This is a genomic window from Paenibacillus sp. RUD330 (genome assembly GCF_002243345.2).
GTDB lineage: Bacteria > Bacillota > Bacilli > Paenibacillales > Paenibacillaceae > Paenibacillus_O.
On record NZ_CP022655.2, the window covers coordinates 4813413 to 4831705 of the forward strand.

The window sequence follows — 18293 nt, forward strand, 5'->3', positions numbered from 1 at the left end:
AATTGAAAGCGATATCATGAAGAGCAGAACCAATGACATGAATCTTCAGATGCAAAGGATGTGCAGTCCCATGTCCATACCTACAGGCGCTTCAACACCGATCATTCTCCGGCTGGAGCTCAGCCGGGCCACCGCTTCGTTCGCCCAGATCGCTACGGTCATCGGGGATACGGGCGGCGATATCGTCGCGATCGACGTCACGCGCTCGGATTCCGCCTCCACCGTGCGCGACCTCACCGTCAACGTGTACGACCAGAGCCATGCCGACCGGATCGCATCCGCAGTCGGCCAGCTTCCCGGCGTCCGCGTGCTGCAGGTGTCCGACCAGACGTTCCTGCTCCATATCGGAGGCAAGATCGAGACGACGCCCAAAACGCCGATCAAAAACCGCGACGATCTGTCCCGCGTCTACACGCCCGGAGTCGCGAGAGTATGCATGGCCATCCATGAGAAGCCGTCCCGCGCCCATACGCTGACGATCAAGCGCAACACGATCGCGGTCGTCTCCGACGGCTCCGCCGTGCTCGGCCTCGGCAACATCGGGCCGGAAGCCGCGATGCCGGTCATGGAAGGCAAGGCCGTCCTGTTCAAGCAGTTCGCCGGGGTGGATGCTTTCCCGATCTGCCTGAAAACCCAGGATACCGAAGAGATCATCGCGATCGTCAAGGCTCTCTCTCCGACCTTCGGCGGCATCAATCTGGAGGACATCTCCGCTCCGCGCTGCTTCGAGATCGAACGGCGCCTCGCCGAGGAGCTCGATATTCCCGTCTTCCATGACGACCAGCACGGCACGGCCGTCGTGCTGCTGGCCGGACTGCTCAACGCCGTCAAACTCATCGGCAAGACGCTGGAATCGTGCAAAGTCGTCGTATGCGGCATAGGCGCCGCAGGCACCGCCTGCTCCAAGATGCTGATGGCCGCCGGAGTCGGCAACATCATCGGCGTGGACCGCGAGGGCGCCCTTGTCCCCGGCAAGAGCTACGCCAACGAATACTGGCAATGGTATGCCGACAACTCGAACCCTTACCGGCTCGAGGGCAGCCTCTCCGACGTCATCGCGGACGCGGATATCTTCATCGGCGTGTCCGGTCCCGGCGTGCTGAAGACCGACGACTTGCAGAAAATGGCCCCCGACCCGATCGTATTCGCGATGGCGAACCCAACCCCGGAAATTTTGCCGGAGGAGGCCGAGCCTTATGTCCGCGTCATGGCGACGGGCCGCTCCGACTATCCGAACCAGATCAACAACGTGCTCTGCTTCCCGGGCATCTTCCGCGGCATCCTCGACTGCCGCGCCTCCCGCGTGACGGAGGAGATGAAGCTGGCCGCCGCCAAGGCGATCGCTTCTGTCGTGACGGACGAGGAGCTGAACGAGCAGTATATCATTCCGAGCGTGTTCAACCACCAGGTCGTGGAGAAGGTGCGCGAGGCGGTCATCGAAGCCGCATACGCCTCCGGCGTCGCCCGCAAGGAGACCCCCTCCAAGCCGAAAGCCTCGGCTCCAACGCCTATTTGAAGGAAACAATCCGAATCCGATCCTAACAACCGACCCGACCAGAAAGAGGGATTCCGATGAAAATCAACTTCAGAAACCTGACCGTCCAGGTGCTGACCGCTATCGTGATCGGCATCGCCATTGGGTATTTCTTCCCGAGCTTCGGCGCTTCGCTCAAGGTGCTCGCCGACATCTTCATCAAGCTGATCAAGATGGTCATCACACCGATCGTGTTTTTCACGATCGTCATCGGCTTCGCAGGCATGGGCAGCATGAAAAAGATCGGCCGCATCGGCGGCAAGGCGCTGCTCTACTTCGAGCTCGTGACGACCTTCGCCATGGCGATCGGCATCGCCATCGCCTACCTGATCCGTCCCGGCGACCGCGTCGGCCTTGCTGCCGACACCTCCGGCGTCGGCAGCAAGGCCGACGCGGTCGCCGGCTATGCGCAGCAGGCATCCGAAACCTCGCATGGCTTCAAGGACTTCCTGCTCGGCATCATTCCCGACAACGCGATCGCCGCGATGGCGAGCGGCCAGATGCTGCCGGTGCTCTTCTTCTCCGTCCTGTTCGGCCTCGCGCTGTCCATGCTCGGCGACAAGGGCCATCCGGTTACGGAATTTTTCGAGAAGCTGAACGAAATCTTCTTCAAGATCGTCGGCATCATCATGAAGTTCTCTCCGTACGCCGCGGGCGGAGCGATGGCCTATACGATCGGCAAGTTCGGCCTCGGCTCCCTCCTCTCGCTGGGCAAAATGATGCTCGCGACATACATGACGATGTTCCTGTTCATCGTTGTCGTGCTCGGCCTGATCGCCCGCTACTACAAGTTCAGCATCTTCGGCCTGATCCGCCACATCAAGGACGAGATCCTGCTCGTGCTCGGCACCTCCTCCTCGGAGTCCGCCCTGCCGCGCCTCATGAACAAGATGGAGTCCTACGGCTGCTCCAAGCCCGTCGTCGGTCTCGTCGTCCCGACCGGTTATTCCTTCAATCTGGACGGCACCAGCATCTACCTCTCGATGGCGGCGCTCTTCATCGCGCAGGCTTACGGCATCGAGCTGACTCTGCTCCAGATCGCGACCTTCCTCGGCGTGCTCATGCTCACCTCCAAGGGAGCGGCCGGCGTCACCGGCTCCGGCTTCATTACGCTCGCAGCCACCTTGGCCGCCCTGCCCGGCACGCCGATTCCGCTTGAAGGCATCGCGCTGCTGATCGGCGTCGACCGCTTCATGTCGGAGGCGCGCGCCATCACGAATCTGATCGGCAACTCCGTCGCTACCGTCGTCATCGCCAAGAGCGAAAACCAGTTCCAGCCTCTGAAGGAAGCCGGTCCTGAGCTCGACCCTTCGTCCAGCCGCGCCGCCTCTGCCTGAAGCCGGCTCCAGCAGCCGGGCGAAGTCCCTTGCGCGAAAAAACCGCAGCCCCGAGGGCTGCGGTTTTCTGCACGCTTAATTGGACAGATTCTGCACAGCCGGCTTGGACCTTGGCCGCGCGTACAGCGCATAGAAGGCGATGAAGGCGGCCACGGCCACGATCAAGCCCTGGATGGCGAACAGGTAACGGAAGGAAAGCTCGTTCATCAGCTGAGCCATGATCAGATAGATGCCCAGCGAGAGAACGGAGAAGACCGTATTGAAGGTGGAGTGGACCCGTCCCTGGTAAGCCAGCTCGGTCTCCTCCTGCGCCCGGGTGATGAACAGGATGCCTACCTGGAAGAAGGCGCCGATCAGGAAATAAAGAAGCATCGCGACGCCGAGGCCGCCGCTGAAGCCGAACAGGAAGATCGCCAGCGCGATGCCGGCCATCCCTCCGGTCATGACCAGCCGGTTGCCCAGCGCGCGGGCGATCGGAGGCAGGATCAGGTTGCCCGTGACCGCTCCGAGGGCGAAGCTCGCGTCGATGTAGCCGAATCCGGCCGCCCCCACCATCAGCGTATCCTTGGCAAAAGGACCGAGCAGGACGTTGATCGTGTACAGCGACATGCGGATGAAAAAGATCATGGCGTAAAAAATGAGGATCGTATGGCGCCCGCGGATATGGGTCCACCCCTCCTTCATGTCTTCCCAATAGCTCCGGAAGCCGCCGCTGGAGGCCTGTTCGGCTCTCGTCGGACGGACGACGCCCTTGCGGATGAGCAGGATGCAGACCGCCGACACGAGGAAGCTCGCCGCATTGATGCCCATGACGGACACGGCCGACGACAGGCCGACGAGAAGTCCGCCGACGCCCGCTCCGAGAAGCACGCCCGACTGCATGGCGATGGCGTTGGTGGAGTTGGCGTACAGCAGCTTCTGCGGCGGAATGACCTCCCGGATCAGCGACATGGCGGCCGGGGTGTAGATTTCATCTCCCAGCGCGACGAGGAACGTGACCAGATACAGATGCCACGGCTCCAGCATGCCCTGCCACCACAGCAGCGGGATGGCAAGCAAGGCGGCTGCCCGGAAGATATCCATGAGCACAGCGATCCATTTGCGGTCGAAGCGGTCCACGAACACCCCGATGAGGGGGGAGAGGACGACGCCCGGCAGCGAGGTGAAAATAAGGACGTACGCCACCGACGCCGGATTGCCGGTCAGCTGCATGGCGAGCCAGCTGGTCGCGATGAACTGCATTCCGGTACCCAGCATGGAGATCGTATGTCCGATGAAATAGAGCAGGTACGGCCGGAACCGGAAAATCTCCCAGCGTCCTGCGGCGGATGCTTCGTTCATAGCTCCAATCCCCTTCGCGTTATATACTCACGCACGGTTCCCGGCGGCTGACCGGCGGCTGCGGCCGGCTTCCTGCGCCTCGCCGCCCGAAGCAGCACGGCGCACAGCTCCTCGGGAGCGTCGGCAAAATAGAAATGGCCTCCCGGCAGCCTGACCAGCTCGAAGGAGTCCCGGGTCCACCCCTCCCAGCCCGCCGCGGCTTCGGCCTGGACATGAGGATCCTGCATGCCGACGACGGCCGTAATCGGCATGTCCAGCTTGGCCGGGGCGGTCCGGCGATAGGCCCGCACCGCCTCGAGATCGTTCTTCATCGCGGGCAGGACGATCTCCATGACGGCCGGATCGTCGAGCAGCTTTTCATCCAAGCCCCCAAGCCGCCGGAGATAGTCCCTCACCCGCTCTTCGTTCATGGACTCATACGAGGAGCTGGAGCGGGGCGGAGGATGCGCCGAAGCGACGAAGCCTTCGATGAAGCCGAGCCTGGAGCCGTGCCTCTGCAGCATGTCGTAGGCGATCAGCGCCCCCATGCTGTGGCCCAGCAGCAGCGCCGGCTTGTCGTCGCATCCGGAGAGAGCTTCGGCGATCCGATCCCCGTAGGCTTCGATGGTCGAAGCCATCTCTTCCCCGAAGCGGTCCTGCCGGCCGGGATATTGGATCGCGAGGCATTCCAGGCCCGCTCCGCGCAGCTCCCGGCTCAGCTCCCGGTAATAGCTGGCGGAGCCGCCTGCATGTGGCAGCACGATGATGCGGCTCCGGGCGTGCTCCGGCTCGTCGAACCGGCGCAGCCAGCGGCGCCGTTCAGGCCCGTTCATTCCCGCCCGCCCGTACCGCGACGATAGCCTCCGGCTGCGCAAGATCCGCCGAATCGGCAAGCATCTGCTCCGACGCCCGGGCCTCCCGCAGCAGGCCGGGGTCCAGCTCCGCGAAGATGACCTCGGGCTCCGACTCCGAAGCTTCGGCGATCAGGCGCCCGTACGGGTCCCAGACGGCGCTGCCTCCGCAGGCGTCCCAGACGCCGGTCTTCCCGGCGTGGTTGGCCATGACCGCGAAGACGGTGTTGTCCAGCGCTCTGGCCGGGAACCACACCCGGGATTCCTGATAGCCCATGCCCTTGCTGAACAGCGAGCTGACGAGATAGACGTGGCAGCCGGCCTGCGCCAGGAGGCGGGAATGCTCCGGGAATCCGGCGTCGTAGCAGATGCCGAGGCCGATGGTCCAGTCCCCGATCTTCAGCAGGGTCCGCTTGCCGCCGCTCTTGAAGACTCCTTTCTCGCTGTGGAACAGATGGGCCTTATGGGAAACATGGAGATCGGCTCCGGATGAATCGATCACGATTGAAGAGATGTACAGATCATCGCCTTCCCGGGTCGGCGCCCCGACGATGGCGGCGATCCCGTGCTCCCGGCAGGCTTGCCGGATCGGCTCCAGCCGCTCGTCCCCGGGAGAGAGAGCGTAGAGCTCGGGGTCGGTAACGATGATTTCCGGAACGTAGCCGGTCAAATATTTTTCCGGAAAGACCGCCAGCCGCGCGCCTCCGCGGGCGGCTTCGCCGATCATGGCGGTTGCCCGCCGTACGTTCTCCGGGATGTCCCCGGATGCCGCCGCGGCTTGGGCGACGGCGATGCGGAGCGGTTGAAGCGGATAAGAGCTTTCCTTGAGACTCGTCATCGTAGCTGTTCCTCCTCGGTCATGTTCTTGCTCAGGCCTATGATGGACTTCCCGGATTTCCGGCCTCCCGCATAGATGCGGGCAGGCGGGAATCCGGCGGGCGGCAGCTTCAGCGGGGAGCCAGCGGGCGGGAGAAGCTGTCCGCCTCCGCCCGGATGAACGCGGCGACGTCGGACGGCAGCGTCCGGCAGAAATAATGGCCGCCTCCGCCGAATGTCTTCAGCTCGAGGCCGGGCACCCAGCGGCTCCAGCGGCTCCAGCTGGCCTCGAAGCCCGCCGTGGCGGGATCGTCCTGGGCGAATGCGGCGACGGCCGGCGTGCGGAGACAAACCTCGCCCTCCCTGTCCCAGAGGGACAGCAGATAACGGTTCGACTCGATGGAATCATGGGCGAACGACCGGACCAGATGGCGCTCGTAGTCCTCGCCGAGAGTAGACAGCTCGTCCGTCCCGCTCCACTCCGCATGAAGGCCGGCGATATCGGCGAATTCCAGCCGCTCGGCATTGCCGATCGTCTCCAGGATGTCATGGGGCAGGCCGATCGTCTTCGCCGCCAGAACCAGCCTCTTCGGAGGCAGCGAGCGCTCCTCCAGCAGCCGGGTGACCTCCAGAGCGAGAGCCGTGCCGACGCAGTGTCCCCAGAGAATCAGCTCCGTGCGGCCGAGCCTCGAGCCGATCTCGTCCGCAGCCTTGCGGGCAAGCGCATGGAAGTCCGTCAGCGGGCCGCTGCCGGAATGCGGATCATGCCCGGGCAGCTCCAGGGCATACACGGCGATGTCCGCGTCCATGGCCTCGACCGCCTTGGCGGCGGGCAGGAAGTTCAGCGCGTTGCCGCCCGCGTACGGGAAGAAAACGACGCTCCTTGCCGCCTCGGACGATCTGCTGAGGCATTGCAGCAGCTGCGCCGGCGCCTCCTCACTGCCGCCCGCGTCGATGATCTCGAGAGCCAGCTCGCGCAGGATCGACTTCTGCATGATGGTTTTGAGCGGCACCCGCTTGTCCAGCAAGAGGGATACCTTCATCGCGGACAGGGAGCTGCCCCCGATCAGGAAGAAGTCGTCGTCCGCATCCAGCTCCTCCTGCGGACGGCCAAGGACGGCGGACCAGATCTCCTTGACCCTGCCGACAGCGGCCAGGTATTCCGGCTTGCCCTCCTCCTGTCCGGACTCGTCCGTCCGGAATGCGGCCTCGGCCGGCGCGGCCTGGGCCAGTCCGCTTTCCTCGGCTTGTCCGCTCGGCAGCCTGTCGAAGCGGGCGAGCCGAAGGCCGGCTGCCGTCTCGGCATGGGCCTCCTCCGTGCGGTCGACCATGCTCTGGAGGATGTCGATGAACACCTCTCCGAACACGGCCATGTCTTCCACGTCGTATTCCGCCGTGTGGTAGTGCAGGCTGAGCTCCACCTCGTCGGTGTAGAAATGGCGCGAATATTCGATGCGCAGCGGGAATTCCGTGATGGCGGCCGCCCGCACGTCGATCAGATTGAAGCCCGGCAGATCCCGGATGTCCTTCAGGGAGTAGAAATGGGTGAAATTGAACACCGTCTCGAACAGGATGCTGCGGTTTCCTTGATCCTGCTTCACCTGGGCCATCGGATAGCGCCGGTAAGGGAGCGCCGCGGCCTCCGCGTCGTACACGGAGCGGATGAGCCCGCGCCAGCTGCCGCCCTCGTCCAGCACGACCCGGAACGGCATCGTGTTCAGGAACACGCCCAGCGCATCCTCCGCTCCCAGCCGTTCCGGACGGCCGCCGATCTCGTAGCCCGTGAACACGTCGCTGGTCCGCGTCAGCAAGGACTGGAACTTGATATGGGAGGCCAGCAGGATGTCCTTGACCGGCACCATGAGCTCCGCGGCCAGCCGCACGAGCTTGCCGGACAGCCCCTCGGGCAGCTTCACGTCGTGGAAGACGACCTCGTTGCCCCGGCCGGGCCGGGACGGCCTCGCCCGCGGAATGAGGCCGCTCGGAGCCCCGTCCAGCTGCTCCCGCCAGAAGTTGCGGTGAGCCTCGGACTGGATCGCCCGCTGCTCCAGGTAGATGAAGTAGCGGTTATGGTCGTTGCCGCTGATCCGCACGCTGCGCCTGCTCACGCCGTTCTTCAGGTCGAAGTACGTCTGGAACAGATAGGCGTGGACCTTGTTCATGCTCCAGCCGTCCAGGGCGGAATTATGCTGGCTGATGCTGTAGCGGTACAGATCGTCGCTCAGGATATGGATATGCAGCTGGACGAGTCCCGGAGACTCCCACTGAAACGAGCGGTGCTGCTCCTTCCAGAACCAGTCCTCGTACCAGCGCTCCTGCTCCTCCCGCGTGCGGAGGCCGCTCAGGTCGTAGACGTTCAGCGGCAGCCGTTCCGGGTTCTCGTGGACGAGCTGCAGATAGCGGGAGAAGTCCCGCAGATTGTAGCTGGTGCGGAAAATGGGCTGCTCCGCCACAAGGCGGCGGACCGCCTCGCGGAAGACCGGAACGTCGAGCTTGCCGGAAATCAGGTACGAGACGATGTCGTGGTAGTTGTTGTCCCCCTGCATGACGATGCTCTGGTACACGAGTCCCGCCTGCAGCATCGACATCGGATAGGCGTCCTCGATGCCCGCCGGCATGCGGCTGCGGTCCTCCGCCGACACGAGGTCGAATTGTCCGACCTCCCGCTCCGGTTCCTCGCCGTCTCCCCCTTCGCCTGTGCTTTCCAGCAGCCCGCGGATCGTCGGGTTTTTGAACAGCTGCTGGAAGGTGATCTTCCGCCCTTGCTCGTTGGCCAGCGCCAGCACGGTGACGAAGTTGATGGAGTTGCCGCCAAGAGCGAAGAAGTTGTCCTTCACGCCGATGCCTTGAACGCCAAGCACGCTTTCCCAGATGCCCGCCATCCGCAGCTCTTCCTCGGTGGCCGGAGGAATGCGGTCGGGGCTCGGCTCGTCCTGCCGCCCGCGCAGGGCGAGCAGCGCGGCCCGGTCGGCTTTGCCGTTGGGCGTGAGCGGGATGGCATCCACGACGATGATTCCTTCAGGAATCATGTACTTGGGCAAGAGGGCCGCGAGACTCCCGCTCAGCTCCCGCGCCGTGACGGAACGGCTGGCCGGCAGGACGAATCCGTACAGATGCAGCAGGCCGTCTCCCTCGACATGTCCGAGGACGAGAGCATCGCTCACCCCGGGCAGGCTCGTCAGCGCCGCCTCGATTTCTCCCAGCTCGATGCGGAAGCCCCGCACCTTGACCTGCCGGTCGTTGCGGCCCAGATAATCGATGGAGCCGTCCGCCCTCAGCCGCGCCAGGTCGCCCGTCATGTAGACGCGCTCCTCGCCGAGCGACGGCATCGCCACGAACCGCTCCGCCGTCCGCTCGGGATCGCGGATGTAACCCTCCGCTACGCCGACGCCGGCGATGCACAGCTCGCCGACCATGCCGACGGGCCGCTGCCTGCCCAGCCCGTCCACGACGTACAGCCGGAGGTTGTCGATCGGCCGGCCGATCGGCACCGGATGGTCTCCCGGCTGCGTGAGATGGTAGCTGACGTCGACCGTAGCCTCCGTCGGCCCGTAGAGGTTGATCAGCTCGGCCTGTCCGCCCAGGAGGGCATGGAATTTGCCTACATGGTGAGGGCTGAGCGCCTCCCCGCTGCAGAAGACGCGGCGCAGCGACTTCAGCCTCGGCAAGCTTCCCGTGCTCTCGGCGTAATCCAGGAACGCGTTCAGCATGGAGGGGACGAAGTGCAGGGCCGTCGCCGAGCTGCGCTCGATCGCCTCCAGAATCGCCTCGGGATTGGCCTCCTCGTTCGGGGCCAGGAGCGCCACAGAGCAGCCGGCGAGCAGCCACCAGAACAGCTCCCACACCGAGACGTCGAAGGTCGCGGGCGTCTTGTGGAGAATGACGTCGTCCGGGCCGAGCGGATATGCTTTCTGCATCCATTCGATGCGGTTGACGGCGCTGCCGTGGCTCACGCCGACCCCCTTGGGCATGCCGGTCGAGCCGGAGGTGAAAATGACGTAGGCCAGCGACCGTGGAGTCGCCGCCGGTCCGCCTGAAACCGCCGCGACGGACGCCGGCAGGCGATCTAGAGGAAGGACGCTCAGGCCATCCGGAACGAGGCCGGCGTACTTCGCGGAGCAGAGGACGAGCCGGGCTCCGCTCTGGTTCAGGATGCGGCTGTTCCTTTCCTCCGGAGCCTTGGGGTCCAGCGGGAGATAGGCGCGTCCGGCCCGCAGAATGCCGAGAACGCCGACGAGGAATTCCGGCGACCGGTCGGCCAGGATGGCGACAATCTCATCCGAGCTCTCCGCCGCTTCCAGGACGAGGGCGGCGGCTTGCCCCGAGAGGCGCTCCGTCTCCGCATAGGTCAGGACTCCGTCCGGGCCGAGGATGGCGGGACGATCTCTCCGCGCCTCGAAGGACAGCCGGAACAGATCCGTCAGCGCGGCGTCATCCGAATACGGCTGCGCCGTGGCATTCATGCTCTCGCTGACGGAGCGGTCCCAAGAGGTGGACAGCTCCAGCCCGAGCAGGCTCTGCTCCGGGGCGAGCGCAGCCCCTTCCAGCAGCAGAAGCAGCCTGACCGGCAGGCTGCGAACCGTGCCCTCCAAATAACGGGAAGCGTCGCCCGAGACTGTCAGCAGAACATCCGCTTCCCCTTCTCCGGCTGCCGCGAATGCGATGGCCAGAGGCGCAGCCGGCTCGGACAGCCGCTGTCCGCCGGCGCATACCTCGATGGAAGCGGACGGCATCAGCAGGTCGACGGGATAGCGGCCATGCTCCTCCATCCTCTCTCCGGCTTCACGGACCAGCCGGAACAAGTCCCCGAACGTCATTCCGTTCGAGGCCCTCACCCGCAGCGGGAGGCTTGCCCGCTCCCCATCCGGCGAATAATGGAGCAGGAGGTCTTCGGCCACGCCGTTGTAGGCCGAATACACCAAAGCAATGACGGCGGAAGCCAGCATTTCGCCGCGCTCTTCCCCGGCGGCGCCGCATGCTTCGGCCGCTCTGTCCAGCAGCTCCGAAGGCAGGACGCCCGAAGCGCTGAAGCGCTCCCCGGACGGCTGTCCCGAGCCGTGGAAGTCAGCCGGGTAGACGCTCGGGATAGCCTCGGCCAGCTCCCGGGTCCAAAATTCCGCCGAGCGAGGCATGGCGGCGGCCAGCATTTTTTTCTGGCCGGTCGTTCGTTTCGTTTTCATCATCAGAGCCCCATTCCCGTTTTGATCTTCAAGCCATTTGCTTCTGAAGGCAGGCCGCGACCAGATCGGGCATGCTCTCCGCGCCGAAAGCGTACGGATGCGTCAGGAGATCCAGCATGAAGGCGAACATGTCGCCGAGGCTGGACATCGTGTCCGGCTCGAACAGCTCCGACATGTACTCCCACTCCGCCTCCATCTGATCCCCTCCGTCGTAGATTTGCAAATTCAAGGGAAACATTCCTTCCGGCGGGGCTGCGGGCCGGAGGCTTGCCTGCCGGCCGAGCCATTCCGCCTGCATGTCCGCCGCGGTGTGGTAGGCGATCAAGGTCTCGCCCACCGCTCCGCTCGTGCCTTCAGGCTGGAGCAGTCTGCGGATCTCGTCGATCGGGACGTTTCCATGCGGCTGCGAGCGGCGAAGCCGGGCCACGAACTTCTCCCTGTACGCGTCCACCGATTGTCCATGGATCAATTCGGAGCGGACCCACAGCGTTCGGGTCAGCATCGCAGCGACCGTCTCACCCTCCGGAATGGCGTAGTCGCGGACCGGAGTCGCGAATACGACCTCCTGGCCGGAGGTGACGGCATGCAGCGTGGCCGCGTACACCGTGAGCAGACTCTCGAACACGGTCGTTCTCCCGCTCTGCGCCCATGCCCTCAAGGCCGCCGTGCGTTCCTCGCCGATCCGGAAGCGGTGCATGCGGCTCGCCTTGGAATGGCCGGCGGCGTCCACCCGGTCGATCGGAAGCTCCGGCATGCCCCGGAACGCGCGGAGCTCCTCCTTCCAGAACGCCAGCGAGGCGGCGCGGCCGGACTCGCAGGCGGCCTCGGAGGCGAGAACGGCGGAGGCGAATTTCCCCCGGGCGTCCTCCAGAGGCTGCCCGGAATAGAGCCGGCCCACGTCGCGGACAAGGATGCCCAGCGAGTGCCCGTCCACGGCGATATGATGGAAATCCATGAACAGCCATGCCCGTCCGCCCTCCTCCAGGAAGGCGAACCGGAACGGCGGCTGCGCGGCCAGGTCGAAGGGACGGATCAGCTCGTCGAGATCGGGCTTGCCCTGGAGCCGTTCGATGCGGAGCTCCTCCCGCGCTTGAATTCTCTGGAGCATTCTCCCTCCGGACATGAAGTATCTCGTTCTCAGCGCATCATGGCGCAGGACGGCCTGCTCCAGCGCCTCCTCCAAGCGGGCGAGCGAGATGCCGGAATCCAGCTCGAGGAGCAGGGGAGTGTTGTACCGGACAGAGCCCGGATGGAGCTGGAAATCGATGAACAGCGGCTTCTGCTCGTTCAGCAGAGGAAGCTGCGTTTTTCCGCCCGTTCCTTCCCCAAGGGACGTCTCGACGGACAGCCCGTTGGACGACCCGGCAGACGGTCCGGCGGGCTGGCCCCCATCCAATCGTTCCGCCAGAGCGCCAAGCGTCGGATGGGCGAGAATGTCGGCCGCGCTCAGCTTGGCCCCCAGCCTGGCGTTGATATCACGCGCCAGATATACGGCCGTCAGGGAGTCGATGCCAAGCTCGAAGAAGGAGACATCCGGGCCGCTCAGCCGGAAGCCCGTCCGCTTGGAGATGATTGCCGCCAGCGTATCGCAGATGGATGGTTCCGCAGCAGGCGCGGCATCGGCGGCGGAGCCGTCCTCCGGCGGCTCGGCGCGCTCTGCGGCGAACAGCTCCGCGATCGCCTTGGAATCCGTTTTGCCGTTTTTGTTGAGCGGCAGCTCGTCCACAAGGACGATTCTCGACAGAACGAGATGGGACGGCGCCAGCTCGCCGAACAGGCGGCGAAGCTCCTCCCGGCCGGCGGAAACCCCGCGCTTGAGAGTCGCGCAGCAGCAAAGCTCCTTGAGTCCGGCTTCGTTCTCGATCACGCCGGCGACCGCGGATTCCACGATGCCGACCGAGCGGAGAATGGACTCCACCGCCGCCAGCTCGATGCGGTAGCCCCGTATTTTCACCTGGCGGTCCTTGCGCCCCCAATAGTGGTACAGCCCCTCGGCATCCCGGCTCGCCCGGTCGCCGGACCGGTAGATCCGGCCGGCTCCGAAAGGGTTGTCCAGAAAAGCCTCGGCGGTCGCCTCCGGCCGGTTCACATAACCCGCCGCCACTCCGCGTCCTCCGATATGCAGCTCCCCGATCTCTCCGGGCGGCACCGGCTGCCCGTTCTCGTCCAGGATGTGGAATTCGGCATTGCCGATCGGCATTCCCAGCGGAATCGGCTTCTCCGCGAGACCTCTCCCGATGGGGTAGACCGCCGAGAACGTCGTGCATTCCGTCGGCCCGTAGCCGTTGAGCACCTGGAGCTCCGGGCACGCTTCCTGGACCTTGCGCACGGAGGCGGGATGCACGACGTCTCCTCCCACGATCAGGTCGCGGATGCCCCGGAACAGCTCCGGCTTCTGCTCGGCGGCGATCGTAAAGAGCGGAGAGGTCAGCCACATCGTCGTAATGCCGTGCTTGCGGACCGCCCGCTCCATGTAATCGAAGTCCGTCAGCCCTTGCCCCGCCGGAACGATCAGCGTTCCCCCGTTCAGCAGCGCGCCCCAGATCTCGAAGGTGGAGGCGTCGAACGTCGGCGCTCCGGTCTGCAGGATGCGCGTATCGGCGCCAAGCTCCACGAAGCCTCCCTCCAGGACGAGGTTCACGATGTTGTCATGCGTCACCCCGACTCCCTTGGGCATGCCGGTCGTGCCGGAGGTGAACAGGATATAGGCCAGGCTGTCCGGCGAGGCCCCTTCTGAAGCTGCCGCACCTGATGATTCCGCTTCTGGTGATTCCGCTTCTGGTGATTCCGAACCTGACGAATCCGCTTCTGAAGCTGCAGGCGCGGATGCCTGTGCCCGAAGCTGCCCGATGGGAAGGACCGGAATGCCGCTCAAGGATACGTCCCGCCGGGCTATGACCAGTTCCGCCCCGGCGTCCGCCGCCAGCCGCTCGAGATGCGGCTCCGGATCGTCCTCGGACAGCGGCACATAACAGGCGCCCAGCTTGACGGCCGCGAGCATGGCAAGCGCCATGTCGATGCTTTTGCCGAGCAGCAGGCCTACCCGGCTGCCGGCGGATACGCCCCGTGCGGCCAGCCCGGAGGCCAGCCTGCCGGCTTCGGCCCGCAGCTCGGAGTAGGTCATGGAGGCGCCTCCGTCCTCCTCGATTGCCTTATGTCCGGGATAGGCCTCGGCCATCTCGTCGAAGCGACGTCCCAGCGTCGTGGCGATATCGTTATCCCGCATCGATTGTCCGTCCTCCCGTTGCGATCGCTATCGGCGCCAGCGCGGACTTGAGAGCGCGGATATCGCTCGAGAACGACTCATAGTCCGGAGCGGCTCCGTACACGATGCCCATATTGCTTTGAGTGCCGAGCCGGTAGTCGATCGTCTGCCCCGTCTCCTTCGTAATCTCCAGATGCAGGACGCCGTCCATGCTCTCGGCCTCCTCCATTCCGGCCATGCCGCCGAAGAGGAAGCTCTCTCCGGTCGGCGCTGCCAGAAACAGCTGATAGACGATTTCCTCCGGCGCTTCGGGCTCCAATTCGGCAGGCTGCCCGAGCGACAGCTGCAGAGCCGCGCGGACGAGATCGGCGCCCATGGCCCGCTTGACGATCTCCGGCACATAACCGCCCAGACGTCCGTTGACCTCGATGATTTTGGGTCCTTCCGCCGTCAGCTTGATTTCCGTATGGGTAACGCCGTCGGCGACCCCAAGCGCCGCGATCGCCTCGGCTTCGAGATTGAGGATCCGCCGCTCCAGCTCCCGGGAAAAGGGATGCGGAACGAACATGCCCGTCTCGGCGAAATGCTCGGTCAGCGGCAGCTTGGCCGTCACGCATACCTGCCGCGACTCGCCGCCGCGATGGAGAGATTCTACGGAGACATAATCTCCGTAGAAGCGTCCCTGGAAGGCCGGATCGCCCTCCAAATATTCCTCCAGCACATATTCGCAGCCGGCAGGTCCGGCCTCCAGCGCCTCCAGCAGCTCTTGCAGGGAGGTCACCTTCCCGGTCCATTTGCTGCCGGCTCCCGTCCTCGGCTTGAGCACGGCGGGAAACCCGACTTGCCCGGCCGCCGCCTCCGCGTTCCGGCGGTCGACGGCGGCATGGCGGACCGACTGGACGGCGGCCCGGGACAGCAGCGTCCGCTGCCGGTGCTTGTCCGTCAGCGCGGAGAGCGCAGCCGAGGAATGGACGATCAGCCCCAGAGCCTCTCCGAAGCGGGTCGCGGCGGGCAGCTGCAGCTCGCTGAACGTGACGAGGCCTGCCGCCCCTTCCCGGCGCAGCAGGTCGATCACCTCGTCATCGGAGAGCTTCGACCGGTCCGCGACGGCCGCGTGGCCGGCGAGCAGGCCGAGCTGCGCCCTTTCTCTTCCGCCGGCGCCCTCATGCAGGAACAGAAGCCGGCAAATCCCGATGGAGGCGGCTTTTATCGTCAAGGGGGAGGCCGAGCCTTCCCCGTGCAGCACCGCTACAAGCGGCAGATTCGATATCATGGCAGCCTCCTAGACGAGTATTTTTTTGGACATGAATTGGTGCAGGGCGCTCGGCGAGGAATGAATATACAAGTCCCGCAAAGTCAGACTGGAATCGATATCCTTCTTGAGCGCGGACAGCAGCTCGACGGCCAGCAGCGAATTGCCTCCGGATTCGAAGAAAAGGTCGTCGGGACCGACGGCATGCCCCAGCACGCGGCTCCAAATGGAGAGATAGGCGTCCGCGCCGCGGCCGGCCTCCTCGGCCGCTGCCGGTGAAGCTTCCCGCTCCTCCGGCTGGAGAAGTCCCTCCAGCAGCGCTTTATGATCCGCCTTGCCGTTGATGGTGAGCGGAATGCCGTCCACCCGGATCAGCCGGGCCGGCAGCATATACTCCGGCAGCCTGGCTTTGAGCTCCGCACGGATCCGGTCGGCCTGGAGCTGCCCGGACGCCTCGAAGAAAGCCAGAATCTGCTTGTGGGAAGCCTCGCCGCCTTCCCCGTCATGCACGAGCACAGCCGCGTTGCGGACCTGCGGCAGCTGCTCGATGACGGCGCGGATCTCGTCCAGCTCGATCCGGAAGCCCCGGATCTTGACCTGGCTGTCCATTCGGCCCAGGTAGTCGATGCTGCCGTCCGGCCGCATCACGCCGAGATCGCCGCTGCGGTACCAGCGCCGGCCGTTCTCGTCCGTGACGAACCGCTGACGCGTCAGCTCTTCCCGGTTCAGGTAGCCGCTGGAGACGCCTGCGCCTCCGACCCAGATCTCGCCTTCCATGCCGTACCGGCACGGCAAGCCGCCCGGCTCACGGATGGAGATCTCCCATCCCTTCAGCGGCACTCCGACCGACCGGGACAGGAAGCCGGGGTCCTTCTGGAGAACCGTCCGCCAGGTGACATGGACGGTCGTTTCGGTGATGCCGTACATGTTCACCAGCCGGCAGCGGCCGGCGGGATAGCGCTCCTGCCAAGCCGACAGCTTGCGGGAATCCAGCGCCTCGCCGCCGAACACGACGAGCCGGACGGAAGCCAGCCTCGCCTGCTTCTGCTCGCCGTCCGCCTGGACGAGCGCATAGAAGGCCGACGGCGTCTGGTTCAGCACGGTGACGCCCTTGGCCGCCAGCAGGTCGCAGAACTCGTACGGAGACTTCGCGAGCGGCCGCGGAACGACGATGAGATGGCCGCCGGTGAGCAGGCATCCCCACATTTCCCAGACCGAGAAATCGAAGGAGGCGGAATGGAACATTGTCCAGACATCCTTCTCGCTCAGCTTGAACTCGCCTTCGGTCGCCTCGATCAGCGAGACGATGTTCGCCGAGGGCACGAGCACCCCTTTGGGCTGGCCGGAAGTCCCGGATGTGTAGATGACGTAAGCTTCCTTCGGCGCCTCGGCGGGCAAGGCTGCGCCCTCCAGCTCCTCCGCCGCGGCGGAAGCCAGCTCCTCCGGAGACACCCTCCGGACAGGCCGCTCCGAGAGGATTTCCTCCGAGCGCGTGACGATGAGCTCGGCCTCGGAATCCTCGATGACAAAGCGGATCCGCTCGGCCGGATAGCCGGGATCGACCGGAATATAGGTCCCGCCCGCCTTGACGACCGCGACGAGGATGACGACCAGCTCTGCCGTCTGGTCGAGCGATACGATGACTTTAGTTCCCTCCTTTACTCCGTATGAGATGAGCCTTCGGGCCATGAGATCGCTTCGGCGATCCAGATCGGTGTACGTGATCCCTCCTTCTTGGTCGGATACGGCCGGACGGTCCGGCCAGGCGGCGGCGACGGAACGGATTCGGGCCAGCAGCTCTCCCGGCTGCCCCCGGCGTTGCCGCAGGACCGGGACCGGGGATGGAGACGGCTGCGGCTCCGGCAGCGGCAGGCTCCGCCAGCCGCCCTCCGGGGGCTCGGCTCCGGCGAGCAGCCGCTCCAGGCAAAACCGGTAGACCTCGGCGAATTGGGCCAGGACGGCCGGATGGACGACGCTCTCGCTGGCTGCGATGCGGATGGAGCGCAGGACGCCTTGGGACCGGACGGCGCTGAGGGTGACCGGCAGCGGCGGAGCGAGGCACGGGATGAACTCTCCGGCGTGATCCGGCAGGTCGACGTCGAGGATGCCGGCATCGAACCTCGCCGAACGGTCGAAGCTCTCCTCCGCCAGCAGAACCCGCCCGGCTTCGTCGAGAGTGCCCGATGCCGCCTTGCGGAAGCCCGGACCGTTTTCCTCCATATAGATGGAGGCATTTTTGGTGCCGTACCGCTCCAGCGACAGCAGCAAGGCCGCGGCGAGAGTGGAAGGCTCGGCGGCGGAATCGAGTTCCGTCAAAATCCAGCCGTGCGAGTCGGGATATGCCCCCGCGCGGTCCCAGCCCGGCAGTCCCCAGGACGGCTGCCGACCGGCATCCAGCCGGATGCCTCCAGCATCGCCCGGCGAGTAGTCCTCGCTCTCTCCGGCGAGATAGCGGCCTGCCGCGAGCAGCCGCTCCGCCGGCACCGACTCCCGGTCGGCCGCGACGATCAAGTCGGCCTCCCCTTCTCCGCAGGTGACGAGCACGATTCTCATCTTGGCGCTCCGGCCGATCGGGCGCCGCGATTCTCTGCGGAGCCTCTCCTCCCGCTCCTCCGGGGAGCAGGCATGCTCCACCCAGCCTCGGGCGGCGGCGCGGAAGTCCGGACCGGCGTCCTTCAGCAGCAATCGCTCGCTGCGGGCGACCGCGGCCGGATCGTCCAGCCGGATGATCCATACTTGGGTTGCGGCTGCGCGGTCAAGCTCCGCAGCCGGTGCCATCCGTGTGGCGTTCATTATGA

General features: G+C 65.3%; 9 protein-coding genes. 2 read left to right on the plus strand and 7 right to left on the minus strand.

What is annotated here, in order from left to right; translation table 11 throughout:
* The first annotated feature begins 70 nt into the window (after positions 1-70).
* Together CIC07_RS21960 and dctA are read left to right on the plus strand one after the other, a co-directional pair.
* A complete protein-coding gene (locus tag CIC07_RS21960; RefSeq protein ID WP_076357965.1) occupies positions 71-1516 on the plus strand; it encodes an NAD-dependent malic enzyme in 1446 nt (481 codons plus the stop codon).
* A gap of 56 nt (positions 1517-1572) precedes the next feature.
* Complete coding sequence (gene dctA, locus CIC07_RS21965; RefSeq protein WP_094248257.1) at positions 1573-2871, plus strand: C4-dicarboxylate transporter DctA; 1299 nt, start codon at positions 1573-1575, stop codon at positions 2869-2871.
* Between the two features lie 75 nt (positions 2872-2946).
* Here dctA and CIC07_RS21970 read toward each other — a convergent pair whose 3' ends face one another.
* The 7 genes from CIC07_RS21970 to CIC07_RS22000 all read right to left on the minus strand — a co-directional run bounded on the left by CIC07_RS21970 (position 2947) and on the right by CIC07_RS22000 (position 18288).
* Positions 2947-4212 carry an MFS transporter gene (locus tag CIC07_RS21970; protein WP_076357963.1) on the minus strand — a complete coding sequence of 422 codons (1266 nt, stop codon included), beginning with the start codon at positions 4210-4212 and terminating at the stop codon, positions 2947-2949.
* Positions 4209-5024, minus strand: coding sequence for a thioesterase II family protein (locus CIC07_RS21975; RefSeq protein ID WP_076357962.1), 816 nt, complete (start codon positions 5022-5024; stop codon positions 4209-4211). The genes CIC07_RS21970 and CIC07_RS21975 overlap by 4 nt, the downstream gene beginning before the upstream one ends.
* Positions 5011-5880: a carbon-nitrogen hydrolase family protein gene (locus CIC07_RS21980; RefSeq protein WP_076357961.1), complete on the minus strand. Its 870-nt coding sequence runs from the start codon at positions 5878-5880 to the stop codon at positions 5011-5013. Before CIC07_RS21980 ends, CIC07_RS21975 begins: the two co-directional genes overlap by 14 nt.
* A 109-nt stretch (positions 5881-5989) precedes the next feature.
* Positions 5990-11041: a non-ribosomal peptide synthetase gene (locus tag CIC07_RS21985; RefSeq protein WP_076357960.1), complete on the minus strand. Its 5052-nt coding sequence runs from the start codon at positions 11039-11041 to the stop codon at positions 5990-5992.
* A gap of 25 nt (positions 11042-11066) precedes the next feature.
* Positions 11067-14264 carry a non-ribosomal peptide synthetase gene (locus tag CIC07_RS21990; RefSeq protein ID WP_076357959.1) on the minus strand — a complete coding sequence of 1066 codons (3198 nt, stop codon included), beginning with the start codon at positions 14262-14264 and terminating at the stop codon, positions 11067-11069.
* Complete coding sequence (locus tag CIC07_RS21995; protein WP_076357958.1) at positions 14254-15516, minus strand: ATP-grasp domain-containing protein; 1263 nt, start codon at positions 15514-15516, stop codon at positions 14254-14256. The genes CIC07_RS21990 and CIC07_RS21995 overlap by 11 nt, the downstream gene beginning before the upstream one ends.
* 9 nt (positions 15517-15525) lie before the next feature.
* On the minus strand, positions 15526-18288 hold the full coding sequence (locus tag CIC07_RS22000; protein ID WP_083688279.1) for a non-ribosomal peptide synthetase: 2763 nt from the start codon (positions 18286-18288) through the stop codon (positions 15526-15528).
* Positions 18289-18293 lie beyond the last annotated feature (5 nt).

Excerpts from the sequence above, each read along its gene's own strand:
- CIC07_RS21960 (WP_076357965.1), top strand. The coding sequence starts at position 71 with ATGTCCATACCTACAGGCGCTTCAACACCGATCATTCTCCGGCTGGAG.
- dctA (WP_094248257.1), top strand. The coding sequence starts at position 1,573 with ATGAAAATCAACTTCAGAAACCTGACCGTCCAGGTGCTGACCGCTATC.
- CIC07_RS21970 (WP_076357963.1), bottom strand. The coding sequence starts at position 4,212 with ATGAACGAAGCATCCGCCGCAGGACGCTGGGAGATTTTCCGGTTCCGG.
- CIC07_RS21975 (WP_076357962.1), bottom strand. The coding sequence starts at position 5,024 with ATGAACGGGCCTGAACGGCGCCGCTGGCTGCGCCGGTTCGACGAGCCG.
- CIC07_RS21980 (WP_076357961.1), bottom strand. The coding sequence starts at position 5,880 with ATGACGAGTCTCAAGGAAAGCTCTTATCCGCTTCAACCGCTCCGCATC.
- CIC07_RS21985 (WP_076357960.1), bottom strand. The coding sequence starts at position 11,041 with ATGATGAAAACGAAACGAACGACCGGCCAGAAAAAAATGCTGGCCGCC.
- CIC07_RS21990 (WP_076357959.1), bottom strand. The coding sequence starts at position 14,264 with ATGCGGGATAACGATATCGCCACGACGCTGGGACGTCGCTTCGACGAG.
- CIC07_RS21995 (WP_076357958.1), bottom strand. The coding sequence starts at position 15,516 with ATGATATCGAATCTGCCGCTTGTAGCGGTGCTGCACGGGGAAGGCTCG.
- CIC07_RS22000 (WP_083688279.1), bottom strand. The coding sequence starts at position 18,288 with ATGAACGCCACACGGATGGCACCGGCTGCGGAGCTTGACCGCGCAGCC.